Source organism: Paracoccus ferrooxidans (assembly GCF_029909815.1).
Taxonomy (GTDB): domain Bacteria; phylum Pseudomonadota; class Alphaproteobacteria; order Rhodobacterales; family Rhodobacteraceae; genus Paracoccus; species Paracoccus versutus.
Map to the genome: position 1 here is coordinate 492,067 of NZ_CP038202.1, position 14,783 is coordinate 506,849.

Here is a 14,783-nt window from a genome sequence, read left to right on the forward strand (position 1 = left end):
AAGAGGACCGCATGGCCGCCGCCCCGAACGATGACCAGACCGCCTATATCCCGCCGACCGAAGTCGATCTGGCGATGGTCAAGCGCATCCTGCCGCATCGCTATCCCTTCCTGCTGGTGGACAGGGTGCGCGACATCGTGCCGGGCGAAAGCTGCGTCGGCGTCAAGAACGTGACCTCGAACGAGCCGCATTTCGAAGGCCATTTCCCGCAGGAGCCGGTGATGCCCGGCGTGCTGATCATTGAGGCCATGGCGCAATCGGCCGCGGTGCTGGTCGGGGTGACGCTGGACCTCGCCGACAAGGGCATGGGCACCTATTTCATGTCCATCGACAAGTGCCGCTTCCGCCAGAAGGTGGTGCCGGGCGACGTGCTGGAACTGCACATGAAGACCCTGCGCGGCGGCGGCAAGATCTGGAAGTTCGAGGGCCGCGCCCTGGTGAACGGCCAGCTCGCCGCCGAGGCCGAGGTCATGGCCATGCTGAACCGTGGCGAGAATGGCTGAGACCCGCATCCATCCCTCGGCCGTCGTGGACCCTGCCGCGAAGATCGGCGCGGGATGCGAGATCGGCCCCTTCTGCGTCCTCGGCCCCGAGGTCAGCCTCGGCCGGGGCGTGGTGCTGAAATCGCATGTCGTGGTGGCGGGCGAGACCGCCATCGGCGACGAAACCACGGTCTTCCCCTTCGCCTCTCTGGGCGAGGTGCCGCAGGACCTGAAGTTCCGGGGCGAGCGCACGCGGCTGGAAATCGGCGCCCGCAACCGCATCCGCGAATATGTGACGATGAACCCCGGCACCGAGGGCGGCGGCGGCGTGACCCGCATCGGCGACGACGGGCTCTTCATGGCCGGCAGCCATGTCGCGCATGATTGCCGGATCGGCGACCGGGTGATCCTGGTCAACAACGCCTCGGTCGCCGGCCATTGCGTGCTGGAGGACGACGTGATCGTGGGCGGGCTGTCGGGCGTGCATCAATGGGTGCGCATCGGCCGCGGCGCGATGATCGGCGCGGTGACGATGGTGACGGCGGACGTGATCCCCTTTGGCCTGGTGCAGGGGCCGCGCGGCCATCTGGACGGGCTGAACCTGGTGGGGCTGAAGCGCCGCGGCGCCTCGCGCGAGGACATCCACGCCCTGCGCGACATGTTGGCGCAGCTGGGCCGGGGCAGCTTCCGCGACACCGCCCGGCACCTGGCCGAGGCCGAGAACGGGCCGATGGTGCGCGAGGTGCTGGATTTCATCCTCGGCCCCTCGGACCGCAGCTTCCTGGCCCCCCATCCGTGAGAGCGCATCCATGAGCCGCATCGCCCTGATCGCCGGCGAGGGCAGCCTCGCCCCCGCCATCGCCGCGGCGCTGGACCAACCGCTGGTCTATGCGCTGGACAACCTCAGGCCCGAGGTCGAGGCGAAGCCCTTTCGCCTCGAACGGCTGGTGCCCTTCCTGGACGAGCTGGCCGACCAGGGCGTGACGCAGGCGGTCTTCGCCGGCGCCATCCGCCGCCCGAAGATCGAGCCCGAGCTTTTCGACCCCCGCACCCTGACCATCGTGCCGCGCATCCTGATGGGAATGCAGTCGGGCGACGACGCGGCGCTGCGCGCGGTCCTCGACGTCTTCGAGGAAGCGGGAATATCCATCTGTTCCGTCGACCAGATCCTGCCGGACCTGGTGCCCGGCGAAGGCGTCCTGGTGGGCGAGCCCGGCCCGCGCGACCAGAAGGACGCGGCCCGCGCCGCCGAGATCGTCGCCGGGCTCGGCGCGTTGGACATCGGCCAGGGCGCGGTGGTGGCGCAGGGGCTCTGCCTTGCCGTCGAGGCGCTGCCGGGCACCCAGGCCATGCTGGAATTCGCAAGGCTGCATGCCGGGCTGAAACCCGATCCCAAGGGGGCTGGCGGCGTGCTCTACAAGGCGCCGAAACCCGGCCAGGACCGGCGCATCGACCTGCCGACCATCGGCCCCGAGACCGTGACCCAGGCCGACGAGGCCGGGCTGGCCGGGATCGCCTGGGAGGCGGGCAGCGTCATCCTGCTGGACCGGGCCGAGGCAATGCGCCGCGCCCAGGCGGCGGGGCTGTTTCTCTGGGCGCGCGGGTGACATGAGTATTCGGGAAACGGTGAAAGAGGCTTGCTTCACCGTTTCGCAAATACTCAAGTGACAGGGCCGCGAGAGCGGCGGGAGGGTATTTGGAGAACGAAGAAATCCAGGTCGCTTCTCTGTTCTTCAAATACCCATGTCGGGGCATGGCAAGCGGAGCGGCGCGATGAAATTCTTCCTGATCGCGGGCGAGCCTTCGGGCGACAACCTGGGCGGTGCCCTGATGGCCGGGCTGAAGAGCCTTGATCCCGGCGCCGAATTCCTGGGCGTCGGCGGTCCTGCCATGGCGGCGCAGGGGCTGGAGAGCCGCTTTCCCATGGAAGAGCTGAGCCTGATGGGCATCTGGGAGGTGCTGCCGAAATATCGCGCGCTCAAGGCGCGGATCGCCGAGACCGCCCGCGCCGTCGCCGAGGCCCGGCCCGATGCGCTGATCACCATCGACAGCCCGGATTTCTGCCTGCGCGTCGCGCGCCAGGCGCGGGCGCTGCACCCCGGCCTGCGCACCATCCATTATGTCGCGCCCTCGGTCTGGGCCTGGCGGGCGGGGCGGGCCGGGAAGATGGCCGAGGTGATCGACCATGTGCTGGCCATCCTGCCCTTCGAGCCGCCGCTGATGCGGGCGGCCGGCATGAGCTGCGATTTCGTCGGCCATCCCGTCGCCGCCGAGCCGGTGGCGGGCGCGGCCGAGGCGGCGGCCTTTCGCGCCGCGAACGGCATTGCGCCGGATGCGCCGCTGGTCCTGTGCCTGCCGGGCTCGCGCCGGACCGAGGTGGGCCGGCTTGGCCCGCGCTTCGACGAGGCGCTGATCCGGCTGCGCGACCGGGTGCCGGAGATCCGCGTGGTGATCCCGACCGTGCGCGGCGTCTCGGTCCTGGTGCGCGACATGGCGCGGCGCTGGCCTACAGCGCCAGTCGTGGTCGAGAACCCCGAGGAGAAGCGCGCCGCCTTTGCCGCCGCCGACCTGGCGCTGGCGGCCTCGGGCACGGTCAGCCTGGACCTGGCCGCGAACGACGTGCCCATGGTGATCGGCTATGACGTGGCGCCGCTGAGCCGGCTGGTCATCGGGCTGTTGCTGCGGACCGATACGGTGACGCTGGTCAACCTGGTCAGCGAGACCCGCGCCGTGCCGGAATTCCTGGGCCGCAACTGCCAGCCGGGGCCGATGTCGCAGGCGCTGTTCCGGCTGATCGAGAACGGCGATGAGCGGGCCGAGCAACTGGCGGCGATGGCGCTGACCATGGAGCGGCTGGGGCGCGGCGGCGAGGCTCCGGGCCTGCGCGCCGCGCGGTCGGTGATGGCGGCGATCAGTTCTGCGCCGCGACCACGATGATCTCGACCTTGTAGTCGGGCGTCGCCAGCGCCGATTCGCCGGTGGCGCGGGCAGGCGCGTGGCCGGGGGCGACCCAGGCGTCCCACACTGCGTTCATCTCGGCGAAATCGCCCATGTCGGCCAGCCAGACCTGCGCCGACAGGATGCGGGTCTTGTCCGAGCCGCATTCCGCCAGCAGCCGGTCGATCTGGGCCAGCACCTCGCGGGTCTGCTCGGCCACGGGTTCGCCCGGCTTGCCGACCTGGCCGGCCAGGTAGACGGTGCCGTTGTGGACGACCGCCTGGCTCATGCGGGGGCCGGTCTCGATGCGCTTGATCTCGGACATGGAAAATCCTTTCGGGTTGGGCTGGCGTCAGAAGAGCCGCCAGAAGAACAGTGCCGTCATGCCAAAGCCGATGGCCGCGATCAATGCCCGTAGCGCCGGGACCGGGATGCGCCGCGCCACCGGCGCGCCCAGGTAGCCGCCCAGGATGGTGCCGAGGCTCATCACCGCCGCGGGCCACCAGGCGACCTGCCCGCCTGCCGCGAAGATCGCCAGCGAGATCACCGACAGCGCGAAGGACAGCCAGTTCTTCAGCCCGTTCATCTGGTTCAGCTGCGTCATGCCCCAAAGCGCGAACAGCGCCAGCAGCACGATGCCCAGCCCGCCGTTGAAATAGCCGCCGTAGATCGCCACCGGCACCATGGTCCCGGCGCCGAAGGGCGCGGCCGCGTTGCGGTGCTGCGCCGCCCATTCCCGCACCTGCGCGCCCCAGATGAAGACCGAGGTCGCCGCCAGCAGCAGGAAGGGCACCAGCACCGCGAAGGCCTGGTTCGAGGAGACCAGCAGCAGGCACGAGCCGACGATGCCGCCGGCCAGCGTCCAGAAGGTCAGCCGCAGCACCAGCGCGCGTTCGATCTGCGCGATCTCGCGACGGAACCCCAGCGCGGCGGACAGATAGCCGGGCAGGGCGGCGACCGTGCTGGTGGCATTGGCCGAGACCACCGGCACGCCGCTGGCGACCAGCGCAGGGAAGGTGATGAAGGTGCCGCCCCCGGCGACGGCGTTCAGCATTCCGCCAAGGAAACCGGCGGCAAGCATCAGCAGGGTATCGGTCATGCCGGGCGGCTCCTCTTCGTGGCGGGCGCCCATGCTTAGCCCTGCGGCCCTTGGGCGTCCAGCCGCCGCGGGCCGGGCAGGAAAGCGCCCGGAGGGGGGCTCCGGGCGCTGTCGGCTAGAAGATGCCGGTCAGGTAAAGCAGGATGATGACGAAGATCGGAACGCCCAGAAGCCAGGCGATGATGCCTTTCATTATTCTCTCCCTTGCTGGTCGAAAGCGGAACGCGACCCGAGGGCGATGGTTCCCGCGCCGCCTTGCCTGAAAAAATCGCCATCCGCCGGGAATGGATCGCGCCGTGCCGCGTAATCCCCCTGCAACCTTCGGATCAAAGGATGAAGCGCATGGCACATTTTCGCATGATTCTGACGGCGGCCGCATTCGCGGCGACCCTTCCGGCAGCGGCCCTGGCGGATGACGACGACTTTCCCCGCCGTTTCCACCGGGACGGGGTCGAGCGGCTGTTGCTGCGCGTCCCGGACGGCTGGGCCTATCGCGGCTGGTGGCAGGGCGACGACGACCGCCGCGCCTTCCGCCATCGCGGATGGGGCGATGACGACGATGATGATCGCCCGAGGCGGCGGCGGAGGCGGGATCGCGACGACGACGATGACGACTACGACGATTGAGGAGGCGGCGACCCCGCCCGATCCGCTAGCAAGGCCGGCCCCGAACGGGCCGGCCTTGTCCCGTCAGCGCCCCTGCCGCATGAACGGCGATTGCGGAAATTTTCCATACACAATGTAAGGAATTGATATTTAATTATAATAAAAACGATGGGGGAACGCGTCTTTATCTTGCAATAAACGATAAACTCTGTCGTAATTATGGTCATGAAGCTCCCGTAAGCAGAGCAAGGAGGACAAGCATCATGACCCGCATCGTTCCCGCAACCGATAATCCGACGGCCGATGGCCGGTCGATTCGCTCTCGCGGCGCGGAGGAGTCCAGGTGCAGGGGTGCCGGTGCGGCGGCACCGGGATTGCGGCGCATCGCGGCGATCGTGGCCAGCGTGGTCGGGCTGGGGCTGGCCGGCCCGGTCCATGCCGACAACAGCCTGCTGAACGTCAGCTACGACCCCACGCGCGAGCTTTACCGCGAGGTGAACGCCGCCTTCGCCGCGAAATGGCAGGCCGAAGGGCATGCGGCGCCGACCATCGAGACCTCGCATGGCGGCTCGGGCGCGCAGGCGCGCTCGGTGATCGACGGGCTCAAGGCGCAGGTGGTGACGCTGGCGCTGGCCTCGGACATCGACCAGATCGCGACGCGGGGCCTCTTGCCCGAGGACTGGCAGTCGCGCCTGCCGCACAACAGCGCGCCCTATACCTCGACCATCGTCTTCCTGGTGCGCGAGGGCAATCCCAAGGGCATCCAGGACTGGGGCGACCTGGTCAAGGAAGGCGTCGAGGTCATCACCCCGAACCCCAAGACCAGCGGCGGGGCGCGCTGGAACTATCTTGCCGCCTGGGCCTGGGCGCAGAAGAACGGCGAGGACCCCAAGGGCTTCGTGTCCGAGCTGTTCAAGCATGTCCCGGTGCTTGACAGCGGCGCGCGCGGCTCGACCACCACCTTCACCCAGCGCGAGATCGGCGACGTGCTGCTGGCCTGGGAGAACGAGGCCTACCTGGCGCTGAACGAGCTGGGCGAGGACAGGTTCGACATCGTCGTGCCCTCGGTCTCGATCCTGGCCGAGCCGCCGGTCGCCATCGTGGACAAGAACATCGCCGATGACGAGCAGAAGGCGCTGGCCGATGCCTATCTGGCCTTCCTCTATTCGCCCGAGGGGCAGGCGTTGGCCTACAAGCACTACTATCGCGCCTGGGACGACAGCGCCGCCGATCCCGAGGACGTGGCGCGGTTCCCGCAGCTCGATCTGGTGAGCATCGCCGATTTCGGCGGCTGGAAACAGGCCCAGCCCGAGCATTTCGGCGACGGCGGCACCTTCGACCAGATCTATTCGGGGCAATGACCGATGGCGCTGGCGTTCCGCTTGCAGAAATCCCCCATGCCGGGCTTTGGCCTCGGCATGGGCATCACCCTGGCCATGCTGTCGCTGATCGTCATCCTGCCGGTTGGCGCGCTGCTGGCACGCGGCATCAGCTACGGCCCCGAGGCGGTCTGGGCCACGATCAACACGCCGCGGGTCTGGGCGGCGCTGTATCTGTCCTTCCGCCTGGCCTTTCTGGCCGCGCTGGTCAACCTGGTCTTCGGCACGCTGCTGGCCTGGGTGCTGGCGCGCTATGACTTTCCGGGCCGGCGGCTAGTCGACGCGCTGGTCGACCTGCCCTTTGCCCTGCCGACGGCGGTGGCGGGCATCGCGCTGACCGCGCTTTACGCGCCGAACGGCGTCTTCGGCAGCATCGTCCGGGACCTGGGCGGCAAGGTCGCCTATACGCAATGGGGCATCCTGATCGCGCTGATCTTCGTCGGCCTGCCATTCGTCACCCGCACCGTGCAGCCGGTGATCGCCGAGATCGAGCAGGAAGTCGAGGAAGCCTCGGCCACGCTGGGGGCGGGGCGGTTCCACACCCTGCGCCGGGTGATCCTGCCCATGCTGCTGCCCGCGGCGCTGACCGGCTTTGCGCTGTCCCTGGCGCGCGCGGTCGGCGAATACGGCTCGGTCATCTTCATCGCCGGCAACCTGCCCATGAAGACCGAGATCGCACCGCTCTTGATCGTCATCAAGCTCGAGGAGTTCGACTATGACGGCGCGGCGGCCATCGGCATCGCCATGCTGCTGATCTCGTTCGCCATGCTGCTGGCGATCAACCTGATCCAGATCTGGAGCCGGCGGAGGATTGGCCATGTTTGACAGCACGCTGCACGCTGCCGCCAGCGAAAAACCCGCGAAATGGCGTCCGGTGGCCGAGGAAAGCCGGCCGGTCCGCGTCCTGCTGATCGCCCTGGCGCTGGGCGGGCTGGCCGTCCTGGTGGTGGCGCCGCTGGCCGTGGTCTTTGCCGAGGCCCTTGCACGCGGCGCGGGCCAGGCGCTTGCCTCGCTCACCCGGCCCGAGGCGACCTCGGCCATCCGGCTGACGCTGATCGTCGCGGCGATCTCGGTGCCGGTGAACGCGGTCTTCGGCATCGCCGCCGCCTGGACGATCACCAAGTTCGACTTTCGCGGCAAGGCCTTCCTGATCACGCTGATCGACCTGCCGTTTTCCATCTCGCCGGTGGTGGCGGGGCTGGCGCTGGTGCTCTTGTTCGGCACCAACAGCCTGATCGGCGGCTGGCTGGTCGCCAGCGGCTTCCCGATCATCTTCGCCCTGCCGGGGATCGTGCTGGCCTCGATCTTCGTCACTTTCCCCTTCGTCGCGCGCGAGCTGATCCCGGTGATGATCGAGCAGGGCCGGGCCGAGGAAGAGGCGGCGCTGACGCTGGGCGCCTCGGGCTGGCGCACCTTCCTGACCGTGACCCTGCCCAACATCAAATGGGCTCTGCTTTACGGCGTGCTGTTGTGCAATGCCCGCGCCATGGGCGAGTTCGGCGCCGTCGCGGTGGTCTCGGGCAAGATCCGCGGCCAGACCGCGACCATGCCGATCACCATCGAGATGCTCTACAACGAATATCTTTCGGTCGCCGCCTTCAGCCTGGCCGCGGTGCTGGCGGCACTGGGCCTGCTGACGCTGGCGCTCAAGACCGTGCTGGAATGGCGCCACGCCGACCAGCTTGCCGCAACGCGCCGCCATTGAGGTGTCCCATGCATATCGAGATCGATGAAATCGCCAAGAGCTTCGGTTCCACCACCGCGCTGCACCCGGTCAGCCTGGCCATCCCCTCGGGGGCGCTGGTGGCGCTGCTGGGGCCTTCCGGCTCGGGCAAGACCACGCTTCTGCGCATCCTTGGCGGGCTGGAGTTCCCGACGTCCGGCCGGGTGCTTTTCGACGGGCAGGACGCGACGGGGCTGACGGTGCAAGAGCGCCGCGCCGGCTTCGTCTTCCAAAGCTATGCGCTGTTTCGGCACATGACCGTGTTCGAAAACATCGCCTATGGCCTGCGCGCCCGCCCGCGCCGCTCGCGCCCCAACCGGGCCGAGATCGGGCGCCGCGTGACCCGGCTTCTGGACCTGATCCAGCTGCCGCAGATCGGCGGGCGCTTTCCCAGCCAGCTGTCGGGCGGCCAGCGCCAGCGCGTCGCCCTGGCCCGCGCGCTGGCGATCGAGCCGCGCATGCTGCTGCTGGACGAGCCCTTCGGCGCGCTGGATGCCCGCGTGCGCAAGGAATTGCGCCAGGGCCTGCGCGAGATCCACGACAGCACCGGCCTGACCACGGTCTTCGTCACCCACGACCAGGACGAGGCGATGGAACTCGCCGACCTGGTGGTGGTGATGTCCATGGGCCGGATCGAGCAGGTCGGCCGCCCGCAGGACATCCGCGCCCGCCCGGCGACGCCCTTCGTGCGCGAGTTCATCGACGCCTGACGCGGCGGCGGCGCGCGCGCATCCCGCGCGTGCCCTCAGTCGATCGGATAGTCGTATTGGCGCAGGAAGCGCCAGATGTTGCGGTTCAGCTGGGACAGCATCTCCAGGTCCTGGTCCAGCCGCAGCATCTCGTCGCTGCCCAGGGTCTGCTTGCGGCCCATGTGGATGCGGTCGCGCCGGTCGGCGATCCGCATCAGGATGGTCGAGACCGAGCCGTCCTCCTGGAAGGACCAGATGCTGTGGTTGTAGCGGTGGCGGACGGCGGACAGCCGGGCGAAGCGCGCCGTCAGCTCCAGCAGTTCCTGCTGCTCCTGCCCGGCGGGCAGGCGCAGCTTCGCAAGACGCTCGACCATCTCGATGCGGCCGCGCGTCGACGTGACCGACAGAAAGACCACCACCGCGGCGCTCTTGTCCATCCCGGTCAGCCCGGCGAGCATGTGGATGAGCAGGCTTTCGGTATTGCTCCAAGCATAGTTCAGCCGCCCGACCCGCAGCAACACGGCATCCAGGTCGGGTTCGACCGCGCTGGCCCCGGCTGTCGGCGGCGGCGCCGTCACGATCGTAATGCGCGATAGCGCATGGCGGCCTCGGTGCGGTTGTGGGCACCCAGGCGCAGGCTGGCATTGCGCAGGTGCAGCTTGACCGTATGGACCGACAGGCCCAGGCTCAGCGCGATGCGCTTGTTGGACTGGCCGTCGGCGACCAGGCGCAGCACGTCCTGCTGGCGCTGGGTCAGGCCAAGCTCGTCCGGGACCGCGGCCGGCATCGCGACGCCGGCCGAGGACATGATCTCGGGAAAGATGTAGTTGCCGCCATGCGCCACCAGCTTGATGACGGAAAGCCAGACGTCGAGCCGGATGTTCAGCGGCAGGATGCTGGCAGCGCGCCGCCGCAGCTCGGCATCCTCGTAGCAGGCCCGGCCGAAGGCGCCGGTGCAAAAGGCGATGGCCAGCGCCACGTCGTTCAAGGCCAGCAGATAGGTGCGATCCTCCTCGGTCAATCCGCGCATGGTCGGTTCGTCCAGAACCAGCAGCGTCGGCCTTTCGCCGGTCAGTTCGGACAGGCTGCGGAAGTCGTCGAAGGATAGTGCGGCCGCCACGGTGATATGACCCAGCTCCTGACTGGTCACTGAAATCAGGCTGTGGGAAAAGTTGCATTGCGTTCCGACAAAGAGAACCTCTGCCGTTCCACGCGCAGGCCGGCCAGACAGCGTACGAATTTCACTGGATACGCCATCGCAAGATGCCATGTTCATGTCATTCCTACCTTCTTGCGTATGGTTTTACTCCCCCGTCCCGGTCGGCCCTCCCAAGCCGACCGGACGGTTCAGCCTAGCAAGTTTTCGCCCGGCCTTAAAGGAAAGAGCGAAAGATAAGTTCAAGAATCACTACAACTTAGTTGTAATATGACCGGGCCACTCCCTCCAAGGTAGAGGCCCCGCTTCGGCGCTTGTCCTTTTGGCGAGGTCGGCCGGGGCCGGGCCCGGTGCCCCTGGCGAAAGGGATTAATCCTTTCGGGCGATGCGGGGGATGCCCGGGGCCGGTCGGCTATAGGCCCAATAGGGGTTCTTCGGGTATTCGGGCAGCCCCCCTCTAGCCTTTTCGAGCAGCTAGGCCGAATCGGTGGGCGGGGCGTAGCCTTCCTTCAGGTCGGCGAACCGGGTTTCCTCCGGGCCGGCCGCAGGGGGCCGCGCAGGGTGGTATGCGGATCCCCCTTATCAGCAGCAGGACGGGGACGGTCGTGCCGTCGTGACGGTGGGCATTTGCCCGGCGACCGCAACCGGCTTGCCTTCATCCACCGAAACCGGGCGGGCAGGCGTGCTTGTGAAGGATCTGGCCGCATCTCCCCCGCCTCTAGAGGAGGAAATGACGATGGTTGGCAGCCGCAACATGAATCTCTTCGCCTGGCCGATCAACAACCAGAACCAGGATCAGGACCAGGATCAAGACCAGGATCAGGGCCAGGGTCAAGGTCAGGGCCAGGGCCAGGGACAGGGCCAGCTGAACAAGCAGGGCCAGGATCAGGACCAGGACCAGGGTCAAGGCCAGGATCAGGGCCAGGGCCAGGACCAGGGCCAATCCCAGACCCAGAGCAACGCGAACGACAACGCGAACTCCAATGCCAATGCGAACAGCAGCGCCTCCGAGACGCTTGCCTATAACGCTGCGGGCAACGTGGCGGGCAACCTTGCCGGCAATGCGGCCAAGAACAAGGCCGACAACGACGCCAGCAACGATGCGCATAACGACGCCAACAACGACGCGCGCAACGATGCGACGAACGACGCCTACAACAAGGCGGTGAACACGGCCTATAACAACACCGACGTCGAGACCAACGTCTCGACCAATGTCAGCGTGGGCCTCGATCTCGACGGGTGGCAGCCGACCGACAATGACTATGCCGACATCGACCTGAACAACGCGCATGGCAGCATGGGCGATTTCCTGGTCAACCGCGACGGCAACATCAGCATCGGCACCGACGACATCAATATCGAGAACGTGCTGAACAACGCCCTGAACGGCGGCGGTGCCGATGTGGGCATCATCATCCCGCAATCCGGGACGATGAACGACCAGGACGACCTGAGCGACGCCCATGTCTCGAACAATGCCGACTTCAACCAGAACGGCAGCGTCAACGGCGGCACGGCCACGGCCGAGCGCGGCATCGATGCCGGCAGCGAAGGCGGCCGGGGCGGCAGCGGCGGCAGCGCTGACGGCGGCTCGGGCGATGCGGATGCCGATGGCGGCAAGGCACTGGCCTCGGGCAGCCATTCCGATGGCGGCAACGGCGGCGACGCCGCGGCCTGGGGCGGCGACGGCGACGGCGGCGGGGCCCTTGGGCTTGGCCTGGGCGCCGGCCAGGGCGGCTCGGCCGATGGCGGCGATGCGGCAGGCCTTGGCGCCGGCATCGGTGCCGGGCTGAGCGGTGACGCAAGCGGCGGCGACGCCGGGGCCGGCAGCCTGGCAGGCGCGCTTGGCGCCGGGGCCGGTGGTCCGGGTGGTGCTGGCGGGGCCGGTGGCTCGGGCGGCGGCACCGGCTCGGCCGATGCCGGTCCGACCGGCGCGCTTGGCCTGGGCCTGGTCGGCGTGGGCGTCAACAGCGACAGCGGCAATGGCGGCACCTCCGGCGACGGCGGCGACGGCGGCGCGGGTGACGCGGGCGGCGCCGGCGGCATCGGTGCCGGGATCGGCGCGGCGCTTTCCGCCGCGGCGGCCATGGCGGGCGATGCGACCTCGGGCGATGCCGGTGGCGCGGGCTTCGGCGCTGCCCTGTCGGCGGCCGGCAACGGCGGCCGTGCGGACGGCACCGGCGAAGGCTACGGCGATGCCGTGGGCGGCAACGGCCTGGGCGGTGCGGCCAATGGCACCACCGGCGGCGCTGGCGGCGCGGCCAGCTCGACCGGCGGCTATGCCCTGGGCGGCAGCGGCATGAACACCAGCAGCGGCAATGGCGGCGACGGCGGCCAGGTGATGTCGGGCGACGGTGGCTATGCTCATGCCGGCACCTGGGGGTCGAACAATGGCGATGACGGCTATGTCAACGGCTATTCGACCGCCTCGGCCGACTCGATCCTGGATACCTCGGCGTTCAACCAGAGCATCGTGATGGGTGCGAACGTGCTGGGCAACACCGTCGACATGACCGTGGTCGGCGGCGATCTCAGCTCGTCGGTGATCGGCCAGGACGATCTGGGCTGACAGGCCCCCACGCGAACGTCCTGCGCAGGGTCTTCCTGCGCAGGTTTCCGTTTAATTGATTTCCCTCGGCCTTGCCGGAATTGTTTTATCGAGGAAGGTGGCAGACATGCTGGTGATCGACGCGACAGAAGAAGCGATCTGGCACTTCATCGGAATTTTCCACCTTGCGGAAGAACATGGGCGGATGCGGATCGAATACGATCGCCTGACCGCCCGGAAGGCCGGCCCCGACCTGGGCCCGGTCGAACCGACCCACCAGGCGGCCGACCATCCCTATCAGCCGCTCGATTACCAGCCCGAGATCCGCTACGCACCGCCCTATCGCCCCGGCGAGGGGCTTTCGGCCGATCCGGTCCCGCCCGTGCTGGTGCTGGACCACCATTTTCCGCGCGCCTCGGTTTCGCCCGAGGTGATGTCCGCCAGCATGCCCAATGCCGGCGTGCCCTGGTCCGCCAAGCCGCCGGGCGGCGTGGTGACGCCGCCGGTGCCGGAATGGGTTCTGCCGGTGCCGGGCTCGGTCGCCGTCATCGTGGTCCAGAAGACCCGGCTGGCCGATGACGACCAGGTGAATGCCGACGCCATGCGCGAGGGGGTGGTCGATCTGCAGCTGTTGACGGACCGGCTGGAATCGCTGGCCGCGCAGGCCGAGCAGCTGGGCATCGCCCTGCCGGTGGCGATGCCGGCGGACGAGCCCGCCTTTCGCCTGATCGCCGAGACCTTCCGCCAGACCGACCTGCCCGAGACCGAAGCCCCCGGCGCCGAGGTCCATGCGCGCCAGGGCGCCGATGCCGAGGGCCTGTACCAGAACGGCCTCAAGGTCGATGCCCGCCCCGACATCGACGCGCTCATGCCCGCATACCGCCAGGAGGTGGCCGCCGAGCAGGCGCGCGAGGCGCAGGAGGGCGCCCCGGTCACCAGCCGCGACGGCCCGACCTCGGCCGGTCCAACCAGCGTTGCCGGCCCCGGCGAGATCGGGCAGGGCCATGACCTGATCCTGGGCAACAATACGCTGATCAACCAGGTCACGATCCATTCCGCCGCGGTGACGGCGCCGGTCGTCGCCGTGGCGGGGGGCGTCTACAGCTACAACATCATCAGCCAGACCAATGTCTGGAGCGATACGGATGCGCTGGGCGGCCTTGCCGCCGCCGCGCAGGGCCAGGCCAGCCCGACGCAGGGGCTGAACTTCGCCAGCTACACCAGCTTCTCGAACCCGATGCCGGTGCCGCAGGGCGACGACGATGCGCCGCAATACTGGGTGACGGCGACGCTGGAGGGCAGCCTCATCAGCATGAACTGGATCGAGCAGTTCAACCTGATGTCGGACAACGACATCGCCTCGATCACGCTTCAGGCCAACCAGACCCTGCTGCTGATGGGCGAGAACGGTGCCTTGAACCACGTCTCGCTGCTGGAGCTGGGGATGAGCTACGATCTCATCATCGTCGATGGCCAGGTCATCAACCTGAACGCGATCCTGCAAACCAACGTGCTGCTGGACGACGACCGCATCATGGTCAGCGACGGCCATGGCGGCAGGATCAGCTCGGGCGACAACCTGCTGATCAACGATGCGACCATCCATCAGGTCGGCCTGTCCGGCGTGGTCGCGACCGGCGCGGACCATGCGGCGATGCTGGCGGGGGCGGCGGCAGGCGATGTCAGCCTGCCGCAATCGGTGCTGAACGATCCCGCCTTCCAGGGCCTGGACCTGGTGCGGGTGCTGCATATCAAGGGCGACATGGTTTCGGTCAACCTGGTGCGGCAGACGAACGTGCTGGGCGATGCCGACCAGATCGAGGTCTATCGCGACGACCTTCTGCAGGCGGGGGGCGAGATCAACGTCGTCACCGGCTCGAACCTGCTGGTGAACGCGGCGGTGATCGCCGAGTTCGGCGTCGATGCGACGATCTATGCCGGCGGCGAGGTCTATTCCGACGCGCTGCTGCACCAGGCCGAACTGGTCATGACCCACGATCCGCTGATGCCCACCCCGCCGCCCGGCCTGGCCAGCGAGGCGGTGCTTTTCCTGGCCGAGGGGATGCTCGGCGACGATGCCGGCGACGGCGATTTCGTGCCGATCGGCACGAATGCCGATGTGCCCGCCGACATCATGCAAACGGTGCTGGCATGACCCGAT

At 68.2% G+C, this 14,783-nt stretch carries 15 protein-coding genes; 11 read left to right on the top strand and 4 right to left on the bottom strand.

From position 1 onward, the window contains the following. Positions 1 to 74: 74 nt before the first annotated feature. The 4 genes from fabZ (at position 75) to lpxB (ending at position 3,419) form a co-directional block, all read left to right on the top strand. The gene (gene fabZ, locus E3U26_RS19530) at positions 75 to 503 is read left to right on the top strand and encodes a 3-hydroxyacyl-ACP dehydratase FabZ (RefSeq protein WP_370362694.1); all 429 of its coding nucleotides are present in this window, start codon (positions 75 to 77) and stop codon (positions 501 to 503) included. After that, positions 496 to 1,281 (top strand): acyl-ACP--UDP-N-acetylglucosamine O-acyltransferase, encoded by a 786-nt coding sequence (lpxA, locus tag E3U26_RS19535; protein WP_114536351.1) that lies wholly within the window; start codon positions 496 to 498, stop codon positions 1,279 to 1,281. The genes fabZ and lpxA overlap by 8 nt, the downstream gene beginning before the upstream one ends. 10 nt (positions 1,282 to 1,291) lie before the next feature. Further along, on the top strand, positions 1,292 to 2,089 hold the full coding sequence (locus tag E3U26_RS19540) for an LpxI family protein (RefSeq protein WP_499107336.1): 798 nt from the start codon (positions 1,292 to 1,294) through the stop codon (positions 2,087 to 2,089). Positions 2,090 to 2,255: 166 nt separating this feature from the next. Then, positions 2,256 to 3,419: a lipid-A-disaccharide synthase gene (lpxB, locus tag E3U26_RS19545; protein ID WP_449043334.1), complete on the top strand. Its 1,164-nt coding sequence runs from the start codon at positions 2,256 to 2,258 to the stop codon at positions 3,417 to 3,419. Here lpxB and E3U26_RS19550 read toward each other — a convergent pair. Together E3U26_RS19550 and E3U26_RS19555 are read right to left on the bottom strand one after the other, a co-directional pair. Further along, complete coding sequence (locus tag E3U26_RS19550; RefSeq protein ID WP_036756808.1) at positions 3,394 to 3,744, bottom strand: RidA family protein; 351 nt, start codon at positions 3,742 to 3,744, stop codon at positions 3,394 to 3,396. The two genes, lpxB and E3U26_RS19550, sit on opposite strands and share 26 nt — an antisense overlap. A 27-nt stretch (positions 3,745 to 3,771) precedes the next feature. Next, a complete protein-coding gene (locus E3U26_RS19555) occupies positions 3,772 to 4,518 on the bottom strand; it encodes a sulfite exporter TauE/SafE family protein (RefSeq protein ID WP_036756811.1) in 747 nt (248 codons plus the stop codon). 342 nt (positions 4,519 to 4,860) lie between these two features. Between E3U26_RS19555 and E3U26_RS19560 the strand changes: the two genes are divergently transcribed. The 5 genes from E3U26_RS19560 (at position 4,861) to E3U26_RS19580 (ending at position 8,936) form a co-directional block, all read left to right on the top strand. Continuing rightward, positions 4,861 to 5,145 carry a hypothetical protein gene (locus tag E3U26_RS19560; protein ID WP_499107338.1) on the top strand — a complete coding sequence of 95 codons (285 nt, stop codon included), beginning with the start codon at positions 4,861 to 4,863 and terminating at the stop codon, positions 5,143 to 5,145. Positions 5,146 to 5,498: 353 nt separating this feature from the next. Beyond that, positions 5,499 to 6,485 carry a sulfate ABC transporter substrate-binding protein gene (locus E3U26_RS19565; protein WP_499107340.1) on the top strand — a complete coding sequence of 329 codons (987 nt, stop codon included), beginning with the start codon at positions 5,499 to 5,501 and terminating at the stop codon, positions 6,483 to 6,485. A gap of 3 nt (positions 6,486 to 6,488) precedes the next feature. Then, positions 6,489 to 7,328 carry a sulfate ABC transporter permease subunit CysT gene (gene cysT, locus E3U26_RS19570; protein WP_036756820.1) on the top strand — a complete coding sequence of 280 codons (840 nt, stop codon included), beginning with the start codon at positions 6,489 to 6,491 and terminating at the stop codon, positions 7,326 to 7,328. Then, positions 7,321 to 8,208: a sulfate ABC transporter permease subunit CysW gene (gene cysW, locus E3U26_RS19575; RefSeq protein ID WP_181180931.1), complete on the top strand. Its 888-nt coding sequence runs from the start codon at positions 7,321 to 7,323 to the stop codon at positions 8,206 to 8,208. The genes cysT and cysW overlap by 8 nt, the downstream gene beginning before the upstream one ends. An 8-nt stretch (positions 8,209 to 8,216) precedes the next feature. Further along, a complete protein-coding gene (locus E3U26_RS19580; RefSeq protein ID WP_036756950.1) occupies positions 8,217 to 8,936 on the top strand; it encodes a sulfate/molybdate ABC transporter ATP-binding protein in 720 nt (239 codons plus the stop codon). A 35-nt stretch (positions 8,937 to 8,971) separates the two neighbouring features. Here E3U26_RS19580 and E3U26_RS19585 read toward each other — a convergent pair whose 3' ends face one another. Then, positions 8,972 to 9,493 carry a hypothetical protein gene (locus tag E3U26_RS19585; RefSeq protein ID WP_052095984.1) on the bottom strand — a complete coding sequence of 174 codons (522 nt, stop codon included), beginning with the start codon at positions 9,491 to 9,493 and terminating at the stop codon, positions 8,972 to 8,974. Continuing rightward, the gene (locus E3U26_RS19590) at positions 9,490 to 10,065 is read right to left on the bottom strand and encodes a helix-turn-helix transcriptional regulator (RefSeq protein WP_052095986.1); all 576 of its coding nucleotides are present in this window, start codon (positions 10,063 to 10,065) and stop codon (positions 9,490 to 9,492) included. The genes E3U26_RS19585 and E3U26_RS19590 overlap by 4 nt, the downstream gene beginning before the upstream one ends. Before the next feature lie 742 nt (positions 10,066 to 10,807). Between E3U26_RS19590 and E3U26_RS19595 the strand changes: the two genes are divergently transcribed. Further along, a complete protein-coding gene (locus tag E3U26_RS19595; protein ID WP_499107343.1) occupies positions 10,808 to 12,643 on the top strand; it encodes a hypothetical protein in 1,836 nt (611 codons plus the stop codon). A gap of 106 nt (positions 12,644 to 12,749) precedes the next feature. After that, entirely contained in the window at positions 12,750 to 14,777 is a 2,028-nt protein-coding gene (locus tag E3U26_RS19600; protein WP_499107344.1) for a hypothetical protein, read from the top strand. Positions 14,778 to 14,783 lie beyond the last annotated feature (6 nt).